Annotated in this window: 19 protein-coding genes and 1 tRNA gene; 14 read left to right on the top strand and 6 right to left on the bottom strand. The window is 58.9% G+C overall.

Features of this window, described 5'->3' with window-relative positions; all coding sequences use genetic code 11:
- Positions 1-6: 6 nt before the first annotated feature.
- Complete coding sequence (locus tag BKX96_RS13490) at positions 7-966, top strand: MucB/RseB C-terminal domain-containing protein (protein WP_046816755.1); 960 nt, start codon at positions 7-9, stop codon at positions 964-966.
- A 178-nt stretch (positions 967-1,144) separates the two neighbouring features.
- Entirely contained in the window at positions 1,145-2,572 is a 1,428-nt protein-coding gene (locus BKX96_RS13485; RefSeq protein WP_046816756.1) for a DegQ family serine endoprotease, read from the top strand.
- A gap of 69 nt (positions 2,573-2,641) precedes the next feature.
- Here the strand turns inward: BKX96_RS13485 and BKX96_RS13480 are convergent, their stop codons facing one another.
- Complete coding sequence (locus BKX96_RS13480) at positions 2,642-4,075, bottom strand: M48 family metalloprotease (protein WP_077184185.1); 1,434 nt, start codon at positions 4,073-4,075, stop codon at positions 2,642-2,644.
- Between the two features lie 98 nt (positions 4,076-4,173).
- Here BKX96_RS13480 and BKX96_RS13475 point away from each other — a divergent pair, with 98 nt between their 5' ends.
- Entirely contained in the window at positions 4,174-4,413 is a 240-nt protein-coding gene (locus tag BKX96_RS13475; RefSeq protein ID WP_020797803.1) for a sulfurtransferase TusA family protein, read from the top strand.
- 31 nt (positions 4,414-4,444) lie between these two features.
- Complete coding sequence (locus tag BKX96_RS13470; protein ID WP_046816758.1) at positions 4,445-5,515, top strand: AI-2E family transporter; 1,071 nt, start codon at positions 4,445-4,447, stop codon at positions 5,513-5,515.
- Positions 5,516-5,624: 109 nt separating this feature from the next.
- Here the strand turns inward: BKX96_RS13470 and BKX96_RS13465 are convergent, their stop codons facing one another.
- Together BKX96_RS13465 and BKX96_RS13460 are read right to left on the bottom strand one after the other, a co-directional pair.
- A complete protein-coding gene (locus BKX96_RS13465) occupies positions 5,625-6,098 on the bottom strand; it encodes a peroxiredoxin (RefSeq protein WP_046816759.1) in 474 nt (157 codons plus the stop codon).
- A 10-nt stretch (positions 6,099-6,108) separates the two neighbouring features.
- Positions 6,109-6,669, bottom strand: a complete 561-nt coding sequence (locus BKX96_RS13460; protein WP_008055980.1) for a glycine cleavage system transcriptional repressor — start codon at positions 6,667-6,669, stop codon at positions 6,109-6,111.
- 330 nt (positions 6,670-6,999) lie between these two features.
- Here BKX96_RS13460 and dapA point away from each other — a divergent pair, with 330 nt between their 5' ends.
- The 5 genes from dapA (at position 7,000) to BKX96_RS13430 (ending at position 10,690) form a co-directional block, all read left to right on the top strand.
- Positions 7,000-7,878 (top strand): 4-hydroxy-tetrahydrodipicolinate synthase, encoded by an 879-nt coding sequence (gene dapA / locus BKX96_RS13450; protein WP_046816760.1) that lies wholly within the window; start codon positions 7,000-7,002, stop codon positions 7,876-7,878.
- Positions 7,879-7,895: 17 nt separating this feature from the next.
- Positions 7,896-9,011, top strand: a complete 1,116-nt coding sequence (gene bamC, locus BKX96_RS13445; protein WP_046816761.1) for an NlpB/DapX family lipoprotein — start codon at positions 7,896-7,898, stop codon at positions 9,009-9,011.
- Positions 9,012-9,015: 4 nt separating this feature from the next.
- A complete protein-coding gene (locus BKX96_RS13440) occupies positions 9,016-9,774 on the top strand; it encodes an MBL fold metallo-hydrolase (RefSeq protein ID WP_077184183.1) in 759 nt (252 codons plus the stop codon).
- Positions 9,775-9,802: 28 nt separating this feature from the next.
- On the top strand, positions 9,803-10,516 hold the full coding sequence (purC, locus tag BKX96_RS13435; RefSeq protein WP_046816763.1) for a phosphoribosylaminoimidazolesuccinocarboxamide synthase: 714 nt from the start codon (positions 9,803-9,805) through the stop codon (positions 10,514-10,516).
- A gap of 84 nt (positions 10,517-10,600) precedes the next feature.
- A tRNA-Ser gene (locus tag BKX96_RS13430) sits at positions 10,601-10,690 on the top strand.
- Positions 10,691-10,787: 97 nt separating this feature from the next.
- On the opposite strand, the gene BKX96_RS13425 is transcribed toward BKX96_RS13430, so the two are convergent.
- Positions 10,788-11,000: a hypothetical protein gene (locus BKX96_RS13425; RefSeq protein ID WP_046816764.1), complete on the bottom strand. Its 213-nt coding sequence runs from the start codon at positions 10,998-11,000 to the stop codon at positions 10,788-10,790.
- A gap of 341 nt (positions 11,001-11,341) precedes the next feature.
- Between BKX96_RS13425 and BKX96_RS13420 the strand changes: the two genes are divergently transcribed.
- The 3 genes from BKX96_RS13420 (at position 11,342) to BKX96_RS13410 (ending at position 13,319) form a co-directional block, all read left to right on the top strand.
- The gene (locus BKX96_RS13420) at positions 11,342-11,746 is read left to right on the top strand and encodes a hypothetical protein (protein WP_256721544.1); all 405 of its coding nucleotides are present in this window, start codon (positions 11,342-11,344) and stop codon (positions 11,744-11,746) included.
- A 222-nt stretch (positions 11,747-11,968) separates the two neighbouring features.
- A complete protein-coding gene (locus BKX96_RS13415) occupies positions 11,969-12,895 on the top strand; it encodes a LysR family transcriptional regulator (protein WP_046816766.1) in 927 nt (308 codons plus the stop codon).
- A 58-nt stretch (positions 12,896-12,953) separates the two neighbouring features.
- The gene (locus BKX96_RS13410) at positions 12,954-13,319 is read left to right on the top strand and encodes a 5-carboxymethyl-2-hydroxymuconate Delta-isomerase (RefSeq protein WP_077184180.1); all 366 of its coding nucleotides are present in this window, start codon (positions 12,954-12,956) and stop codon (positions 13,317-13,319) included.
- Between the two features lie 3 nt (positions 13,320-13,322).
- On the opposite strand, the gene BKX96_RS13405 is transcribed toward BKX96_RS13410, so the two are convergent.
- Positions 13,323-14,258 (bottom strand): LysR family transcriptional regulator, encoded by a 936-nt coding sequence (locus BKX96_RS13405; RefSeq protein WP_077184178.1) that lies wholly within the window; start codon positions 14,256-14,258, stop codon positions 13,323-13,325.
- Positions 14,259-14,340: 82 nt separating this feature from the next.
- Positions 14,341-15,519, bottom strand: a complete 1,179-nt coding sequence (locus tag BKX96_RS13400; protein ID WP_077184176.1) for a cyanate transporter — start codon at positions 15,517-15,519, stop codon at positions 14,341-14,343.
- Positions 15,520-15,815: 296 nt separating this feature from the next.
- Between BKX96_RS13400 and BKX96_RS13395 the strand changes: the two genes are divergently transcribed.
- Together BKX96_RS13395 and BKX96_RS13390 are read left to right on the top strand one after the other, a co-directional pair.
- Positions 15,816-17,465 (top strand): phosphoethanolamine transferase, encoded by a 1,650-nt coding sequence (locus BKX96_RS13395; RefSeq protein ID WP_077184174.1) that lies wholly within the window; start codon positions 15,816-15,818, stop codon positions 17,463-17,465.
- Positions 17,466-17,529: 64 nt separating this feature from the next.
- Entirely contained in the window at positions 17,530-18,192 is a 663-nt protein-coding gene (locus BKX96_RS13390) for a class I SAM-dependent methyltransferase (RefSeq protein ID WP_077184173.1), read from the top strand.
- Positions 18,193-18,281 lie beyond the last annotated feature (89 nt).

Below are 18,281 nucleotides of genomic sequence, written 5' to 3'. Positions count from 1 at the left end.
AGGATCATGCGCGCCATACCTCTACTTACGCTTTTGCTCGGTGGCTGGTTCATTGTTCCAGCCCACGCCGATCAGGCTCAAGACTGGTTGACCCGTCTGAGCCAGGCCGAGCAGCAGCAAAGCTTTCAAGGTACTTTTGTCTACGAGCGTAACGGTAGTTTTTCTACCCACAACATCTGGCACCGCGTCCAGGATGGCAAAGTCCGCGAGCGTTTGATCCAGCTCGACGGTTCCGCTCAGGAAGTCGTGCGCATTGATGGACGTACTCAATGCGTAAGCGGCAACCTGATGGCAGGGCTGGGGGATACCTCCAACTCGCCAGCTCGTTCACTTGATCCACAAAAGCTCAAGAATTGGTATGACCTTGCTGTCATTGGCAAGTCGCGCGTGGCCGGGCGTCCGGCAGTGATTGTCTCGCTGACACCCCGTGACCAGCACCGCTACGGTTTTGAACTGCATCTGGACCAGGAAACCGGCCTGCCCCTGAAGTCATTGCTGCTGGATGATAAAGGACGGCTGCTGGAGCGCTTCCAGTTCACCCGACTCGATCCCTCTACGGTTCCCACCGACAGCGACCTGCAGGCAGGCACCGAGTGCAAGCCGGTCAAGCTCGACAGCGACAAGGCGTCGGCGGTCAAGGAGGCGCGGGTCTGGCATTCCGACTGGGTGCCACCGGGTTTCGAATTGACCAGCAGTACAGTACGCAAGAACCCCGAGACCAAGGCCCAGGTCAGCAGCCTGATGTATGACGATGGCCTCGCGCGCTTCTCGGTATTCCTGGAGCCTTTGAGCGGTTCAGGTGTCACCGACACCCGTACGCAACTGGGCCCGACCGTTGCCGTCTCCCGGCGCTTGAGCACGCCGCAAGGCGAGATGGTGGTGACGGTAGTGGGTGAGATCCCGATCGGCACCGCTGAACGGATAGCCTTGTCCATGCGCACCGACGCCGCTGCAACCCAGCAGTGACGTTAAATCGAAATGTTTAGTGAGCATTTCAATTTGCAAATCCCTCCAATATTTTTTATAGGTCAGAGCCCCTCGGCTCTGGCCTTGTTTGTTGTTCCCGGAACAAAAATACCGGCGTATCGTTCCCGGTGTTCCTTGCTCCATATCGCTTAACCATGCTCGTCGTAACGGGAGCCGTATGTCGATACCACGCTTGAAGTCTTACCTCTCCATTTTTGCCACCGTGCTGGTGCTCGGTCAGGCGGTCGCTGTTCAGGCGGTCGAATTACCTGATTTCACGCAACTGGTTGAGCAGGCGTCGCCTGCGGTGGTAAACATCAGTACTACGCAAAAACTGCCTGAGCGCAGAGTGAACCAGCAGATGCCCGACCTCGAAGGCTTGCCGCCGATGCTGCGCGAGTTTTTCGAGCGCGGCATGCCGCCGGAGCCTCGGTCCCCCCGTGGTGATCGCCAGCGCGAAGCGCAATCGTTGGGTTCGGGCTTCATCATTTCGCCTGACGGCTACATCCTGACCAACAATCATGTGATTGCCGATGCCGACGAAATCCTCGTGCGTCTGTCCGACCGCAGTGAAATGAAGGCCAAGCTGATCGGCACCGATCCTCGCTCCGACGTGGCGCTGCTGAAAATCGAAGCCAAGGATCTTCCGGTCCTGAAACTGGGCAAGTCCCAGGATCTGAAGGCCGGGCAATGGGTCGTGGCAATCGGCTCGCCGTTCGGTTTCGACCATACCGTGACCCAGGGTATCGTCAGTGCCGTCGGACGTAGCCTGCCCAATGAAAACTACGTGCCGTTCATCCAGACTGACGTGCCTATCAACCCGGGTAACTCGGGTGGGCCGCTGTTCAACCTCAATGGTGAAGTGGTCGGGATCAACTCGCAGATCTACACCCGTTCCGGCGGCTTCATGGGTGTATCGTTCGCGATCCCTATCGATGTGGCCATGGACGTGTCCAATCAGCTGAAAAGCGGCGGCAAGGTAAGCCGTGGCTGGCTGGGTGTGGTGATTCAGGAAGTGAACAAGGACCTGGCGGAATCGTTCGGCCTGGATAAACCGGCCGGTGCACTGGTCGCTCAGATCCAGGATGACGGCCCGGCTGCCAAGGGCGGTTTGCAGGTAGGCGATGTGATCCTGACCATGAATGGCCAGCCGATCGTCATGTCCGCCGATCTGCCACATCTGGTGGGCGCATTGAAGGCGGGCTCCAAGGCCAATCTGGAAGTGATCCGTGAAGGCAAGCGCAAGAATGTCGAGCTGACTGTTGGCGCAATCCCGGAAGAAGGCAAGGAGCTGGACGACCTGCCGCAGTCGAGCATCGAGCGCAGCAGCAACCGCCTTGGCGTCGCTGTGGCCGAGCTGACGGACGAACAGAAGAAAACCTACGACCTCAAGGGTGGCGTGGTGATCAAGGAAGTCCAGGACGGTCCTGCGTCGATGATCGGCCTGCAGCCAGGCGATATCATCACTCACCTGAACAATCAGGCGATCGGTTCGGCCAAGGAGTTCACGGACATTGCCAAGGCGTTGCCGAAGAATCGTTCGGTGTCGATGCGCGTACTGCGCCAGAACCGTGCGAGCTTCATCACCTTCAAGCTGGCTGAATAATCTGCTGGTTGGCTGAATGAAAAAACCGCCTCGAAAGAGGCGGTTTTTTTTTGCGGGTGCGCAAACTTGTCAGCCCATCATGTCCTTGATCATGCGTTCCTGCTCCATCAGCTCGCGCTGGCGGGCATCGATGCGCGAGGACAGAGGGAAGTTCGTGCCGGCTTTGCGTTTGGCAAAGTCCAGCTGCTGGATGGCCTGGCGATAGTCGCCCACCAGCGCGAAATACTCGGCGCGCGCCTGGTGCAGGCCAATGATATTGCCTGACAGTCCGCGTGTTTCGGCGACCTGATACCACACATCCGGATCGTCCGGACGCGATTTGAGCAGGCCTTCGAGGGCCTTTTCGGCATCGGCGGCGCGGTTCTGTTTCAGCAACAGGTCGACGCGAACCTGGTTCAGCGGATAATTGCCTGGGTACTGCGCCAGCATCCGGTCCACCCGGGACTGTGCATTCGGCAGGCGATTGTTGGTGATGTCCAGATCGACCTGGGCGAGGTTGTAGATGATCTCGTTCGGCGCCTTGGCCAGCAGCAACTTGAGGTTTTCCCGTGCTTCGTTCAGCTGGCCACCCTTGATCTGGGCGATCGCAAGACCGTAGCGCGCCACATCGCTTTTCGGGTTTTCATCCAGCAGGGCGCGGAAACGCTTGGCGCCCAGGCCCGGGGTTTCTTCATAGATCAGCTGCACCCGTGCGCGAATCAACTGATAGCGCAGGGTGTCTTCGATGCCGCCTTGCGGGGCCTGCTCGGCACGGTTGCGGGTGTCAGCGATACGCGATTCGGTCACCGGGTGAGTCAGCAGGAATTCCGGTGGCTTGGCGTCGAAGCGGTACTGACGCCCCAGGCGTTCGAACATGGTGGGCATGGAGCGCGGGTCGTAGCCGGCCTTTTCCAGATTGACGATGCCGATGCGATCGGCTTCCTGTTCGTTTTGCCGAGAGAATCGCCGCTGCTCCTGGATAGCCGCCGCCTGCGTCCCTGCAATCGCCGCAATACCGGCATCGCCGCCACCGGCCGCCGCGATCACGATACCGGCCAGCAACGCGGCCATCATCGGTACTTGCATGCGTTGCTGGGCCTCGACGCCACGGGCAAAGTGGCGCTGCGACAAGTGAGCCAATTCGTGAGCCAGTACCGAGGCATATTCGCCTTCGGTCTGCGCATTGAGGAACAGGCCGCCGTTGACCCCGACAATTCCGCCGGGTGCCGCGAACGCGTTGAGTTGCGGGCTGTTGATCAGGATGAACTCCAGGCGCCGGTCATTGACCTGGCTGGTCTCCACCAGGCGGTAGACGCTGGACTCGACGTAGTCCTTGAGCTGCGGGTCGTTGAGCTGCGCCACCTGGCTGCGCAACAGGGCAAGCCAGGCGCGGCCCAATTGGTATTCCTGTTGCGGCGAGACAATGGCAGAACTGGCGTCGCCGAGTGACGGCAGGTCGTCGGCGAAGCCCGGTGAGGCGAGCAGGCAAGCGAGCGTCAGCAGGGTAGGGCGCAAAAAAGTCATGCACAGAGCCTTAGTCGACAAAGAGCTTACTGTAGCCGGACACCAGCCTTGCGACCAGATATTCTAGGTAACTCAACCACCTGACCCGGAGTGATGCAATGATCGACGCTGTAGCCCATGATGTTGAGCTCGACGCCAGTGGCCTCAATTGCCCCTTGCCGTTGCTCAAGGCCAAGATGGAACTCAACCGGATGGCCAGTGGCGCGGTGCTCAAGGTCATTGCCACCGATGCGGGTTCGCAGCGTGATTTCCGCACCTTTGCCCGATTGGCCGGTCATACGCTGCTTCGTGAAGAAGATGAAGCGGGCATTTACCGTTACTGGTTGAAAAAAGCCTGAAACCTGCTGCGTTCGTTCTTAAGGATTATTGATGTTCAAAGTGTTGCGCGACTGGATTCAGCGCTATTTCTCCGACGAAGAAGCCGTGGTTCTGGCGGTCCTGTTGTTCCTGGCATTCACCGCCGTGCTGACCTTGGGCGGAATGCTCGCGCCGGTGCTGGCGGGGATGGTACTGGCCTACCTGATGCAGGGCCTGGTGGTGAGCCTCGAGCGCTTGCGGGTGCCGGGTGGCGTCGCGGTGGGGCTGGTCTTCGCGCTATTCATGGGGCTGCTGCTGGTGTTCATGGTGGTCGTGGTGCCGTTGCTCTGGCATCAACTGATCACTCTTTTCAACGAATTGCCTGGCATGCTCGCCAAGTGGCAGACGCTGTTGCTGTTGCTGCCGGAGCGCTACCCGCACCTGGTGTCCGACGAGCAGGTGCTGCAGGCCATCGAAGTGGCGCGGGGCGAGATCGGCAAGTTTGGCCAGTGGGCGCTGACGTTTTCGCTGTCCAGCCTGCCCCTGCTGGTCAACATCATGATCTACCTGGTGCTGGTGCCGATCCTGGTGTTTTTCTTTCTCAAGGACCGGGAGATGATCGGCCAGTGGGTGCGCGGCTACCTGCCCCGCGAGCGGGCGCTGATCACCCGCGTCGCCCGTGAGATGAACCGACAGATCGCCAACTACATTCGTGGCAAAGTCATCGAGATCTTCATTTGTGGTGGGGTGACCTACGTCGCCTTTGTCGTCCTGGACCTCAACTACGCGGCGCTGCTGGCCTTGCTGGTGGGCATCTCGGTGGTCGTGCCCTACGTGGGGGCGGTGGTGGTCACCGTGCCAGTGTTCCTGATTGCGCTGTTCCAGTGGGGCTGGAGCGATCAGTTCATTTATCTGATGGCGGTGTACGGGATTATCCAGACGCTGGACGGTAACGTGCTGGTGCCGTTGCTGTTCTCGGAAGCGGTAAACCTGCATCCGGTGGCGATCATCTGCGCGGTGTTGTTGTTTGGCGGGCTATGGGGCTTCTGGGGGGTGTTCTTTGCGATTCCCCTGGCGACGCTGTTCAAGGCCGTGCTGGATGCGTGGCCGCGCAAGGAGCCGGTGGTGGCGCCGCTCCTTTGAATACTGGCTTTGAGGGCCTCTTCGCTGGCAAGCCAGCTCCTACAAGGTACGCGCGACCATTGTAGGAGCTGGCTTGCCAGCGAAGGCGTCAGAACAGACACCCAATTAATCAGGCTTGGTTAAGGGCCTGTGCCGCCGCCAACACCGCATCCACATGCCCCGGCACCTTCACACCACGCCATTCCTGACGCAGCACACCGTCCTTGTCGATCAGGAACGTGCTGCGATCCACGCCCATGTATTCCTTGCCATAGAGCTTTTTCAGCTTGATCACATCAAACAGCTGGCAGAGCGCTTCTTCCTTGTCACTGATCAGCTCGAAGGTAAAGGCCTGCTTGGCCTTGAAGTTCTCATGGGACTTGAGGCTGTCGCGGGACACACCGAACACTTCGGTGTTGGCCGCCTTGAAGGCGTCCAGCTGATCGCGAAAGCCCTGGCCCTGGGTGGTGCAGCCCGGCGTGCTGTCCTTGGGGTAGAAGTAGATGACTACCTGCTTGCCCTTGAGGTCGGCGAGGCGCACGGTTTGCCCGCTGGTGGCGGGTGCTTCGAAGTCGGCAACCGGTTGGTCGAGTGCAACGGCCATGAATGCTTCCTTACATTGGGTTCTGTGGACGCCATGGTTCGATCAGGGCGTCGAGGTTCAGTGCATCGGCGAAGTCGAGGAACTGGTCGCGCAACCAGCTGATTTGCACACCGGCCGGCAAGGTCACGGTAAACGTGGCGTTGAGCATGGTGCCGCCGGTCTGAGGCGCCTGATAGGTGTCACAGGTCAGGTTTTCCAGCTCGACGTTGTGATCCATGAAGAACTGGCACAGCTCGTTGATGATGTCCGAGCGGTAGGCCGAGCTGACATAGGCCACGTAGGGCAACGCCTGGGGACGGTTCTCCAGGGCCGCGCTGCGGACCACATTGACGGTGAAGGCGTGCCGCTTTGCCAGGGTCGGCAGGCTGCCTTCCAGGCGAGCCAGGGCGTCCCAGCTGCCAGAGATTTCGAGGACCAGCGCACTGCACTCGCCATGACGGGTCAGGCGGGAGGTGACCACGGCGCAGCGATTTTCATGGCTGGCGCGGCACAGGACGTTAGTCAGCTCCATGGGGTTGGCGCCGAGGGCACTGATGACAAGGAATTGTTCGCGAACTGTGGGGGTGGACATGCAGCATTCCTAAAGCGATGAGCGGTCGGTACTTCTATCGGCGGGTTTTGCCGGGAGCGAGCCTGCGCATGCGAATTCGCAAAGCCTCGGGCACAAGGTCGCAACGTGGCTCCAGAGCGGCAGGAGCGGGGGTGGCAACCCTGGATCGGGGGCTTGTGATGTCGAAAATGGAGGCGCAAACCCGAAATACGAGCTTAGCAGTATCGATCAAAGTCTGAAGGGTAGCGAAAAGCAGCGCCAAGGGGAATGGCGGCAGCGCAGTACTTCGCTTGTACAAGCATCTTGGCGCCAGTACCATTACGGCTCTCTTTTTCCGGCAGGAGCGGTTGCATGATTGCGGGCAGTATGGTGGCACTGGTCACACCCATGGATGCACAAGGTCGTCTCGACTGGGACAGCTTGAGCAAACTGGTGGACTTTCACCTGCAAAACGGCACCCACGCCATCGTGGCGGTCGGCACTACAGGTGAATCGGCCACCCTTGATGTGAGCGAACACATCGAAGTGATCCGTCGCGTAGTCAAGCAGGTCAACGGCCGCATTCCGGTCATCGCCGGTACCGGCGCCAACTCGACTCGCGAGGCGATCGAGCTGACCACCAATGCGAAGAACGCTGGCGCCGATGCTTGCCTGCTGGTCACGCCGTACTACAACAAGCCGACCCAGGAAGGCCTGTACCAGCACTTCAAGGCGATCGCCGAAGCCGTCGACATCCCGCAGATCCTCTACAACGTGCCAGGCCGCACCGCTTGCGACATGCTGGCCGAGACCGTGATCCGCCTGTCGACCGTCAAGAACATCATCGGTATCAAGGAAGCCACCGGCGACCTGCAGCGCGCCAAGGCCATCATCGACGGCGTCGACAGCAACTTCCTGGTGATCTCCGGTGACGACGCCACCGCTGTCGAACTGATCCTGCTGGGCGGTAAAGGCAACATTTCGGTGACGGCCAACGTCGCCCCGCGTGACATGGCCGACCTGTGCATTGCTGCACTGAACGGCGAAGCCGAGAAGGCCCGCGCCATTCACCAAAAACTGATGCCACTCAATAAAACCCTGTTTATCGAGTCCAATCCAATTCCCGTGAAATGGGCGCTGCATGAAATGGGCCTGATGCCTGACGGAATCCGTCTGCCGCTCACCTGGCTCAGCGCCGAATGTCACGAACCGCTGCGGCAGGCCATGCGCCAGTCCGGCGTCCTGGTTTAATTGAGGAAGTACAACGCATGAAGCGAATGGCCGGACTTTCCGCGCTTGCCTTGATCATCTCCAGCACCAGTGGCTGTGGATGGCTCTGGGGCCCGGATGGTTATTTCCGTGACCGTGGTAGCGACTACCTGGAAGCGCAACAGACTGCACCGATGCAATTGCCACCGGATATCACCACCGCCAAGCGCCTGGATCCGCTGTTGCCGATTCCGCGCAACGTCGCCGATGACACCGCCAAGGGCGAATACGTCGTACCGCGGCCTCAGCCATTGACGGCCGCCGCCGACGCCAGCGCCTACTCGCTGCAAAAGAGCGGCGATACGCGCTCGATCCTGGCGCAGAACCCGCCAGCGGAAGCCTGGCCCGTGGCCGTACAGTTCTTTCAGGACAACGGTTTCCGCCTGGACGAACAGCGTCCGCAAACCGGCGAGTTCACCACCACCTGGCAGCATTCCGACGAACTGTCCGCCGCAATGGCCAAGCGCCTGAGCGCAGCCGGCGTCGCTTCTGACAGCGAAATCCGTGCCCGGGTACGTATCGAGCCGGGTGTACAGCGCAATACCAGTGAAATCTACGTGGTTACCGCCGAGCGTCCTGCCGGCAGCACTGCCGATGTCGCCTTTACCAACCGTTCGGTCAACACTGGCCTGGATGCGGCACTGGTCGACGACATGCTGGCGAGCATGAGCCGTATCTCCGAGAAGGGCGGTTCGGTGTCCATGCTGGCGTCCCGTGACTTTGACGCGCCAAGCCGCATCAGCCTGAGCGAAGATGGTAGCGGCAACCCGGTGCTGAACGTCGGTACCGACCTGGATCGTGCCTGGTCGAGCGTCGGTCGTGCGCTGGAGCAAGGCGAATGGCGGGTTGAAGACATCAACCGCAGCCTTGGCCTGTACTACATCAACCTCGCTGAAAAAGCCGAGAAGAAAGACGACAAGCCCGGGTTCTTCAGCGGCCTGTTCGGCAGCGCACCGAGCAAGGAAGAAGTCGAGTCCCGTGCCGAGCGCTATCAGGTTCGCCTGAGCAAGGTCGGCGAGAACGTCCAGGTCACCGTCGAGAAAAACATCAACACCGTGGCGCCGGCTGACGTGGCGCGCAAAGTGTTGAGCGTGATTCAGGACAATTTGGGCTGATCACATGCGTTTTGCCGTTCTCGGCAGCGGTAGCCAAGGGAATGGCACGCTGATAGCCAGCGCTGATACGTATGTGCTGGTGGATTGTGGTTTCTCCCTGCGGGAAACCGAAAAACGCTTGCTGCGCCTGGGTGTAGACCCTGCGCAGTTGAGCGCGATACTCGTGACCCACGAACATGCCGACCACGTGCATGGCGTGGGTTTGCTGTCTCGGCGCTACAATCTGCCTGTCTACCTCAGTCGCGGCACCCTGCGCGGGATGCGCAAGCCGGTCGAGCCCGCGGGCTTCCTGGCCGGTGGCGAACAACTGCAGATCGGCAGCTTGAGCATTGGTGTCATTGCCGTGGCCCACGATGCGCAGGAGCCGACGCAATACGTGTTCAGTGACGGTGAGCGGCGCTTCGGCCTGTTGACCGACCTGGGCTCATATTGCGACAAGGTGCTGGAAGGCTACCGCGACCTCGATGCATTGATGATCGAGGCCAACCATTGCCGGGACATGCTGGCCCGCGGTCATTACCCGTACTTTCTCAAGCAACGGGTGGGCGGTGAGCTGGGACATTTGAACAACCATCAGGCGGCATTCCTGGTGTCCGAGTTGGGCTGGAAAGACCTGCAACACCTGGTCCTGGCCCATCTGAGCAGCAAGAACAACCTGCCGCGGCTGGCCCGGCAATGTTTTGTCGACACCCTTGGGTGCGACCCGGACTGGCTGCAACTGGCCGATCAAGATTCAGGGCTCGACTGGCGTCACATCGCCTAGCCCACCTACTTAGCAAGCGGAGCCCATCATGGAAAAACGTGAAGAACTCTACCGCGGCAAAGCCAAATCGGTTTACAAGACCGACGACGCTAACCGCTTGATCCTGCTGTTTCGCAACGACACTTCGGCGTTCGACGGCAAGCGCATCGAACAGCTGGACCGCAAAGGCATGGTGAACAACAAGTTCAACGCCTTCATCATGCAGAAACTCGAAGCCGCCGGCGTGCCGACCCAGTTCGACAAACTGCTGGGTGACAACGAGTGCCTGGTGAAGAAGCTCGACATGATCCCGGTCGAGTGCGTCGTGCGTAACTACGCCGCCGGCAGCCTGGTCAAGCGCCTGGGCGTCGAAGAAGGCATGAAGCTCAACCCTTACACCTTCGAACTGTTCCTGAAAGACGACGCCAAGGGCGACCCGTTCATCAACGAATCCCACGTCGTGGCGTTCGGTTGGGGCACTGCCGAGCAACTGGCGCGCATGAAGGAGCTGTCGCTCAAGGTCAACGAAGTCCTGAGCAAACTGTTCGACGACGCCGGCCTGCTGCTGGTCGACTTCAAACTGGAATTCGGCGTGTTCCACGACGGCTCCATCGTCCTGGGCGACGAATTCAGCCCGGACGGCTGCCGCCTGTGGGACAAGGCGACCAAGAAGAAAATGGACAAGGACCGCTTCCGCCAGGGCCTCGGTGACGTCATCGAAGCCTACGAAGAAGTCGCCAACCGTCTGGGCGTACCGCTTTAATCGACGCAAGCATCTGATAGCACAGAAAAAATTTGCGAAAGAGGGTTTGCTTTCGGCAAAAGTGTTGATATGATGCGCGCCGTTGGAGAGATGCCAGAGTGGCCGAATGGGACGGATTCGAAATCCGTTGTACCTTCACCGGTACCTAGGGTTCGAATCCCTATCTCTCCGCCATTACATAGAAAAAGCCCCGTAGCTGAAAAGTTACGGGGCTTTTTTGTTTGTGCAAAAAACTGTCAGGGATTTTAGCTGCGCGGGTACGCAGGGCGAATCAGTTACCCATGGTGGCGTGGGTGATGATTTCGTTCTCGACCAGCAGGTTGATCCGTGCGGGGTTGTAGTCCTTGGTCAAGATGAACCCGTTGCCCCTCGGTCGTACCGCCAGGCCGGTCTTGTTGGCGAGTTCTTCGCGAAGTTCCTCGGTGTATGGCCGGCCGATGTACTGATTGGCGGTGTCCAAGTGTTGTTTCAAGTCCATGGTCATTTATTGCTTCCTTGCGATAATTGAAATAAGTACGTGTGCTTCTATCATCCGGGTTGGATGACGCAGGGATATTCTGGAATAACCGAGCTTCTTTATCATCCGCTGGATTGTGTCGGGATGTTTGACTTCGTTGCTTGCAATGTGCGCATGTTTGTTGTTCTTGCGAAAGACCTTGTTTCAAAACTCTCAAGTAATCTGTGAGCGTGATATTCATAATTGATGGCTAGTGAGCAATCAGGTAATTGTTGCACGCTAATCTGAAGAATATTCCTACAGAATATCTGATACTAATTCCTGCAAGTCCAAGAGAGGTCAATATGCTCCGGAGCATTACCGCTGCCATGGTTTTCATTTCCGCGCCAGCCTGGGCTGCCCAGGCGTCGGCGTCCTTTACCGGTACGGATTATAGCGGGCGCTATGAATGTGTCGGCAAGGACAGTCATGCGGGTGATTATAAAGGTGTCGTCGAAATGAAGCTCAATGCAGAGCAAAGTGTCGGGAAGTTCGGGGCCTATGCCTTTGCACTGACGATGGAGGACAACTCCAGGTATGTCGGGTTCGCTGCCGCTACGTCCGATTCGCTGGCGGTGTCTTTTGCGCATACTGATCCGGCGTTGAAGGATTATGGGGTCGGTGTTGCGCAACTTGTTACAACGCCCGAGGGCAAAGTGTCTTTCACTAAATATTATTACGGTCCTGAATACAATGGTGGCGGGCACGGTATGGAATACTGCGTCAGAAGTTGAATTGCCCGAAGGCGCCAACGATAAAGCGTCTGTCCAGGAAATCCTCGATGTCAGCACAGAAGCTGCCTTGAGAGGCTGGACCAAATCGGAGGCGAAATAAAAATCCGCGTGTGAACCTGTTGGCATTAAACCAGGACCTCTCGCGGCATTCGCTAAGTCGCGTAGACACCGCTTGTTACACCTCCCTAAACTGTCGATAGTTTTTGAGCGCGGGGTCAATGGATGAATCGCAACGAACTACGCAAGGCCGACATCAACCTGATGGTGGTGTTTGAAACGCTGATGCTCGAACGCAACGTCACCAAGGTGGCGAAGAAGCTGTTTCTTGGTCAGCCGACCATCAGTTCGGCACTCAACCGCTTGCGTACCATGTTCAACGATCCGTTGTTCATCCGCGTCGGGCATCGCATGGAGCCGACGGCGCGGGCTGAAGAGATCTTTCGGCATTTGTCGCCGGCGCTGGATTCGTTGTCGGTGGCGTTGAGCCTGACCCATGATTTCGACCCGAGCAGCAGCACCATGACCTTTCGCATCGGGATGTCCGACGATGTCGAGTACGGCCTGTTGCCACCGTTGCTGCGGGCGTTGCGCCAGGAAGCGCCGAAGGTGGTATTCGTGGTGCAGAATGTCGATTACTGGCGCATTCCCGACTTGCTGGCGTCAGGAGACATCACGGTCGGAGTCAGCCAGACCCGCGGTCTGCCGGCCAACGCCAAACGCAAGTTGTTGCGGCACATCCAGCCCAGCGTTCTACGCGCCGATGCCAGTGATACACCGTTGACGCTCGATGAGTACTGCTCGCGCCCTCATGTGCTGGTATCCCATATTGCCAACGTCAGTGGCTTCGCGGACGAGTGGCTGTCGGCAATCGGCCGCACGCGCCAGGTGGTGCTCTCGGTGCCGCAATACAGTTCGTTGCCGGCCTTGCTCGCCGGGACCGATCTGCTGGCCAGCCTGCCGGATTACACGGCAGAGGCCATGGCGGCGTCCGGCCAGTTGTTCAAGGAGCCGTTTCCGTTCAAGACACCGACCCTGGAGCTGTCCATGGTCTGGCTCAGCCACGTCGACAGCGACCCCGCCGAGCGCTGGCTGCGCTCACGGCTCGAAGCCTTCATGGGCGAGCGCAATCTGTTGTCGCTGCCCCAGTGAGCAAGGCAGCGCCGTGTTATACCTATGAACTTTTCCACCGACCTAAGGGAGTTACGCCATGCCTCACCTGCACCTGGAATATACCGCCAACCTGCCTGAGCTGAACGCCGATGTGGCGTTGATGCGCCTGAACAACACGCTGGTGGGCTCCGGCCAGTTCGGTGCCGAACTCGACATCAAGAGTCGCGCGGTGAAGGTCCAGACGTTCAAGGTCGGCACGGCATTGGCCGAGCGGGCGTTCGTGCATGTGAAACTGGCAGTGCTGAGCGGTCGCTCTGCGGAGATCAAGAAGCAGCTGTCCGACAGCCTGCTGGCCGTGCTCAAGGATCTGTGTGAATGGCCGACGGGGGTGGAGGTGCAGTTGTGCGTGGAGATTCTCGACATCGATCGCGAGTCCTATGCCAAGACTACCGTCGGCGTCTGAGTTTCAGGCCGTGTCCAGTTCCGCGCAGGCCACGATCACCTGCTCGCGTAACCAGATGTTGGCGCTGTCCTGATCGGCGCCCTGGCTCCATTGCATGTCGAGGGTGAAACCCGGCAAGCCATTGGGTGCTTCGCAACGCTCGAAGGCGGTCTCGTCGGCCAGCAATTGCTGGATGCGCCGGGGCAGGGTGAGGAGGAAGTCGGTGCCGCCGATCATCTTCAGGGCCGCGCCGTAGCTGTTGGCCCGCGCGACGATCTGCCGTTGGCGGTTTTGCTGGGCCAACCAGCCGTCGACCATGTTGCTGGTGGAGGTCCAGGGGGTCGGGAACACGTGTCGGCGCTCGATGAAGGTTTGCAGGCTCAGGCGTGGTTGCGACGAAGCGCTGCGTTTGTCGAGGACGCAGACGAAATCGTCTTCCAGCAGCGTGCGTACATGGCAGTCAGCGTGGCTTCGATGAAAGTCGGGGCCAAAACCAATCGCCAGATCCAGGCTGCCCTCACGCAGCGCCTGGGCCGGGATGTCAGTCTCGAGTTTATGCACATTGACCACCACAGCAAGCTCGGCGAGCGCGAAGCGCTTGAGCAGGCGCGGTAGAACCAGCTGCTCGAAGTATTCCGGTGCGCAGAGGTTGAAAACCGTGGGTTGCAGGGTGGGATCGAATGCCGACGCACTGGCGTGACACAGGTTGATGCTGTCGAGGATCTTCAGCACGTGGGGGTACATGCTGTCGGCCTTGTAAGTGGGGCGCATCCCGGTGCGGGTGTTGATGAACAATTCGTCCTCAAACCCTGTACGCAGTTTTTTCAGGCAGTAACTCACGGTGGACTGGCTGACGCACAGCGTCTCGGAAACGCCGGAGACGCTGTTTTGCTCATACACGGCGACGAACACCATCAAGTCCTCCATGTCGAGCTTTCGTAGCACGTTGCTGTTCAGCATCCTTTCTGGCTCATGTGCAAACTTGAGCGACTGATCCTAGCTCAATGACGGCAACAGGAGAATGTCTGGTAGGCGTTCGGAGTCACCGCATGTGCCTGGCGTAATGGCGTGGATCGAAGCGCAAGGCCATCAGGATCATCAGGGCTACGACCCCCGTGAGCGACCACCAGGCCCATTCGAAACTGCCGAGTTGATCGCGGATCATCCCGGCCACCAGCGGCGAGACGCCCGCAATCAGATAGCCGATGCCTTGCACAAACGCCGTGAGCCCACCCGCTTGCCGGGGCTCGTCCAGATGATCCAGCGACACGATCAGGCTCATTGGGAACAGCCCGCCGATTCCAAGTCCCAGGAGGCATGGCCACAGGAGGCCGAAGTTATCCGGGCTGAGAATCAACCCGCAAAAACCAACCATGATCAGCGCCAGCAACACCACCAGCACCAGGCGCCGATCGCGGCTGCCGTTGGCGATGGCTGGAACCAGCAGGCCGGACAACACCTCCATCGCGGTGAGGAAGCCCAGCAACAACCCGGCGTCCTGTTCGCTCCAGCCCTTTTCCACGTAGTACGGCGCCAGCCAGGCCAGCACGCAGGTATAGGACGCCGTGCCAAGGCCGAAAAACACCGCGAGCAGCCAGGCGCGGGGGTGACTGAAGAACGAGCGGTGGCTGGTTGATCCCGGTGTCGGTGCCCCCACCCGTTGACCGCACCAGAACAGCAGCGCGAGCGCGGCCAGCACCGCCCAGATGGCCAGACCCAGGCACCAACTGCCTGTATGGACCATCACCAGTGGGGCGAAAGAGGCGGCAATGGCGGCGCCACCCATGATCGACGTGACGTAGAGCCCCATGCACAGGGCCACGTTGTCGCTGAAGCGGGCTTTGATCAGCGTCGGCATCAGTGCCTGGATCAGTGCGATACCGATGCCGGCCAGCATGGCACTAAGGATCAGTTCCAGCGCCGAATCGAGGAGCAACCGCGATGCAGTCGCCAGGCCGATGACCAGCAGCGACAGCACGACCGTGCGGCGCTCGCCGAGGCGTTGACTGATCGCCAGCCCAAAGAACATTGCCAGCCCCATGGTCATGACCGGCAGCAGGGTCAGCAGCGAGGCGAGGCTGAAACTCAGCGGGATATCGCCACGAATCGCCGACAGCAAGGGACCGACCGCAGCCATGGAAGGCCGCAGGTTAAGGGCGACCAGCATGATGCTGAACATCAGCCACAGGGCAGGGCGGGAGGTAACGCGAATGTTTTCCATGATCGGACCTTGATAAGTCAGGGGCCGATTAGGCGCGATGGGTTCGCAGCCGGCAAATCAGAAAGTCACGGGCACTATCGGGAAATTAATTAATGCTGCGGTGAGTGATCTTGCTGAACCAGGGCTGAACCATTCTCAAATAACCTAAAAGTTTCATCAAGTGCCGGTGGGGCCACTAATCGTTGGCTTCTTTTTCACGAAAAATTGATGGTTGGCTGCCTAGAGTTAGTGCTGTCTTGATAAATGAAATTTTCACACTTGTCCAAGGCACTTCTATTCAGGAATAGCCGATCACCATGTTGAAGATTAAAGCCGTGCGCCCGGAGTGGGTGACACTGATTGCCAGCGCCTTTTTATTGACTGCCTGCAATTTCGTCTTGTGGCAACACCTCTTCGATATTACCTCGTCTGACGGTAAAGGCATCGTCATGCGCGTGGCATTTGGGGTGATGATTCTCGCGGCGTTCAACATTATCCTGACCTTGCTGGCGTTCCGCCCGGTGCTGAAGCCGGTGCTGACCCTGCTGTTCATGATCAGCGCGGGTGTCGCTTATTTCATGAGCCAATATGGCGTCCTGATTGACGTTGGCATGTTGCGAAACTTCGCGCAAACCAATGCCACGGAAGTACGGGACTTACTGTCGTTAAAGTTGCTTGCTTATATTGTTTTCCTCGGTGTACTTCCGTCCTGGTTGTTGTGGAAAACGCCGGTTGAATATCGCCGCTGGCATCGAGCGTTATTAAGCAAGGCTCTCGTGACGTTTGCCTCGGCGGCGGTCATCGGTGGTGTCGCGCTGATCAACTATCAGGGACTTTCTTCGCTGTTTCGCAATCACCACGAACTGCGCTTGATGGTGGTGCCGAGCAACTACATAGGTGCCTCCGCCGGTTACTTGCGTGAGCAAATCGCGTCAGCGCGCCAGCCCTTTGTCAAAGTTGGTGAAGATGCCCAGCGCGATTCCGCCTGGCAAACCCATGGTCGCAAGTCCCTGACGGTTCTGGTGGTGGGTGAAAGTGCCCGGGCAGAGAACTTCGGCGTTCTGGGCTACAACCGCGACACCACGCCGAAACTGGAAAAGGAAGCCGGGTTGATCGCGTTCACCGACGTGAAATCTTGCGGCACTGAAACAGCCGTGTCGGTGCCCTGCATGTTCTCCAACATGGGGCGCAAGGATTACAACGCGAGCAAGGCCAAGAACGAAGAAGGCCTGCTGGATGTGCTCAAGCGTGCGGGCCTCGATGTGATCTGGCGTGACAACCAGTCTGGCTGCAAGGGGACCTGCGATCGCGTCACTCTTGACGACCTCAGCAACCTAAAAGACCCGGTGCTGTGCGCCAACAGTGAATGTCGCGATGAAATCCTGCTGCAAGGCCTGCAACACTTCATCGATACCCTGGATAAAGACACGGTACTGGTATTGCATCAGATGGGCAGTCACGGTCCGGAGTACTACAAGCGCTACCCGAAGGAATTCGAGCGCTTTACCCCGGTCTGCAAGAGCAATGCACTGAACAACTGCAGCCGCGAAAGCATCATCAACGGCTACGACAATACGCTGGTGTACACCGACCATGTGCTGTCGACCTTGATCGATCTGTTGCGCAGCAACCAGGACAAGGTTGATACCGCGATGCTTTATCTGTCGGACCACGGCGAATCCCTGGGCGAATACAACCTGTTCCTCCATGGCACGCCTTACATGCTGGCACCGGATCAACAGAAACACGTGGCGATGCTGGCCTGGTTCTCCGACAGCTATCAGAAGTCGTTCTCGGTAGACACCCATTGCCTGCAACTGAGTCGTGAAAAACCCTTGAGCCAGGACAACCTGTTCCATTCGATGCTGGGGCTGCTGGAGGTCGACAGCAAGGTTTATAACCAGGACCTGGATATGTTTGCCGGGTGCCGTAGAGCGGCGATCGATGGCGTATTGGCCAAAGATTGAGTGCTGCGACGTTCATTCACGCAACGGCCTGCGGTCGGCCAGTCTTCGCCAAGAGCCATAGCCCATGTCAGCCCAATCCCCCTCCGCCATCGAGCTCGAGTTCGCCCGGCAGTATGACCAGGAGCACGCCCGCGTCTGCCTGCAGCCGCAAGCGCAGGACCTGGGCGAGCGGCTGGCGTTCTGGCGTGACGAGCAACTGGTGCGCCGGGCGCTCAAGGTCGCTGGCGAGCCGGGCTTGATTCTCGATGTGGCTTGCGGCGTCGGGCGCTTCTGGTCGGTGCTGGGCGAGCGGGCGAACCGGATGATCCTGGCGATGGATCCGTCCCAGGGGATCCTTGAACATGCCCCAAGCCACCATTCGCATTGCCTGATGCAGCGAGTCAGGACCTTTCAAAGCTCAGCCTTCAACATTGGCTTGTCGGAAAATGCGGTTGACTGCATTTTTTGCATGCAGCTGTTTCAGTACATTGCCAGCCCCGAGCTTCGTTTAGCGATGTTGGGCGAGTTTTGCCGGGTCAGCCGAGATACGGTGATTGTGGCGGTGCGCATCGGTGGTCGTTTCAAGCGAAGGCGCACCGACGGGCAGGGGTCTGCCACTCAACCGCTGATCAGCAAGGTCCAGGTAGAAGCTGAATTCAAACAGGCAGGATTGCGCGTGATCGGCCATCAGGATTTTCTGCCCGGCTGCGCACCGAGGCGGGTTTACGTGCTGGGTAAGGTCGATTAGATCGTGTTTGTCGGACTTTTCTTGCCATCAGGCAGGCATTTTCGCTAAAGCTCTTGTTCAGTGGATGCGCGGAAATCGTCGAGGGCGAT

Source organism: Pseudomonas putida (assembly GCF_001976065.1).
GTDB classification, from domain to species: domain Bacteria; phylum Pseudomonadota; class Gammaproteobacteria; order Pseudomonadales; family Pseudomonadaceae; genus Aquipseudomonas; species Aquipseudomonas serbica.
The sequence above is the reverse complement of the archived record's forward strand: the minus strand, read 5'-3'. Positions and strand labels throughout refer to the sequence as shown.

What these genes read in the sequence shown, in the direction of transcription:
- BKX96_RS13490 (WP_046816755.1), top strand. Translation starts at nt 7, where the DNA reads ATGCGCGCCATACCTCTACTTACGCTTTTGCTCGGTGGCTGGTTCATT.
- BKX96_RS13485 (WP_046816756.1), top strand. Translation starts at nt 1,145, where the DNA reads ATGTCGATACCACGCTTGAAGTCTTACCTCTCCATTTTTGCCACCGTG.
- BKX96_RS13480 (WP_077184185.1), bottom strand. Translation starts at nt 4,075, where the DNA reads ATGACTTTTTTGCGCCCTACCCTGCTGACGCTCGCTTGCCTGCTCGCC.
- BKX96_RS13475 (WP_020797803.1), top strand. Translation starts at nt 4,174, where the DNA reads ATGATCGACGCTGTAGCCCATGATGTTGAGCTCGACGCCAGTGGCCTC.
- BKX96_RS13470 (WP_046816758.1), top strand. Translation starts at nt 4,445, where the DNA reads ATGTTCAAAGTGTTGCGCGACTGGATTCAGCGCTATTTCTCCGACGAA.
- BKX96_RS13465 (WP_046816759.1), bottom strand. Translation starts at nt 6,098, where the DNA reads ATGGCCGTTGCACTCGACCAACCGGTTGCCGACTTCGAAGCACCCGCC.
- BKX96_RS13460 (WP_008055980.1), bottom strand. Translation starts at nt 6,669, where the DNA reads ATGTCCACCCCCACAGTTCGCGAACAATTCCTTGTCATCAGTGCCCTC.
- dapA (WP_046816760.1), top strand. Translation starts at nt 7,000, where the DNA reads ATGATTGCGGGCAGTATGGTGGCACTGGTCACACCCATGGATGCACAA.
- bamC (WP_046816761.1), top strand. Translation starts at nt 7,896, where the DNA reads ATGAAGCGAATGGCCGGACTTTCCGCGCTTGCCTTGATCATCTCCAGC.
- BKX96_RS13440 (WP_077184183.1), top strand. Translation starts at nt 9,016, where the DNA reads ATGCGTTTTGCCGTTCTCGGCAGCGGTAGCCAAGGGAATGGCACGCTG.
- purC (WP_046816763.1), top strand. Translation starts at nt 9,803, where the DNA reads ATGGAAAAACGTGAAGAACTCTACCGCGGCAAAGCCAAATCGGTTTAC.
- BKX96_RS13425 (WP_046816764.1), bottom strand. Translation starts at nt 11,000, where the DNA reads ATGACCATGGACTTGAAACAACACTTGGACACCGCCAATCAGTACATC.
- BKX96_RS13420 (WP_256721544.1), top strand. Translation starts at nt 11,342, where the DNA reads ATGGTTTTCATTTCCGCGCCAGCCTGGGCTGCCCAGGCGTCGGCGTCC.
- BKX96_RS13415 (WP_046816766.1), top strand. Translation starts at nt 11,969, where the DNA reads ATGAATCGCAACGAACTACGCAAGGCCGACATCAACCTGATGGTGGTG.
- BKX96_RS13410 (WP_077184180.1), top strand. Translation starts at nt 12,954, where the DNA reads ATGCCTCACCTGCACCTGGAATATACCGCCAACCTGCCTGAGCTGAAC.
- BKX96_RS13405 (WP_077184178.1), bottom strand. Translation starts at nt 14,258, where the DNA reads ATGCTGAACAGCAACGTGCTACGAAAGCTCGACATGGAGGACTTGATG.
- BKX96_RS13400 (WP_077184176.1), bottom strand. Translation starts at nt 15,519, where the DNA reads ATGGAAAACATTCGCGTTACCTCCCGCCCTGCCCTGTGGCTGATGTTC.
- BKX96_RS13395 (WP_077184174.1), top strand. Translation starts at nt 15,816, where the DNA reads ATGTTGAAGATTAAAGCCGTGCGCCCGGAGTGGGTGACACTGATTGCC.
- BKX96_RS13390 (WP_077184173.1), top strand. Translation starts at nt 17,530, where the DNA reads ATGTCAGCCCAATCCCCCTCCGCCATCGAGCTCGAGTTCGCCCGGCAG.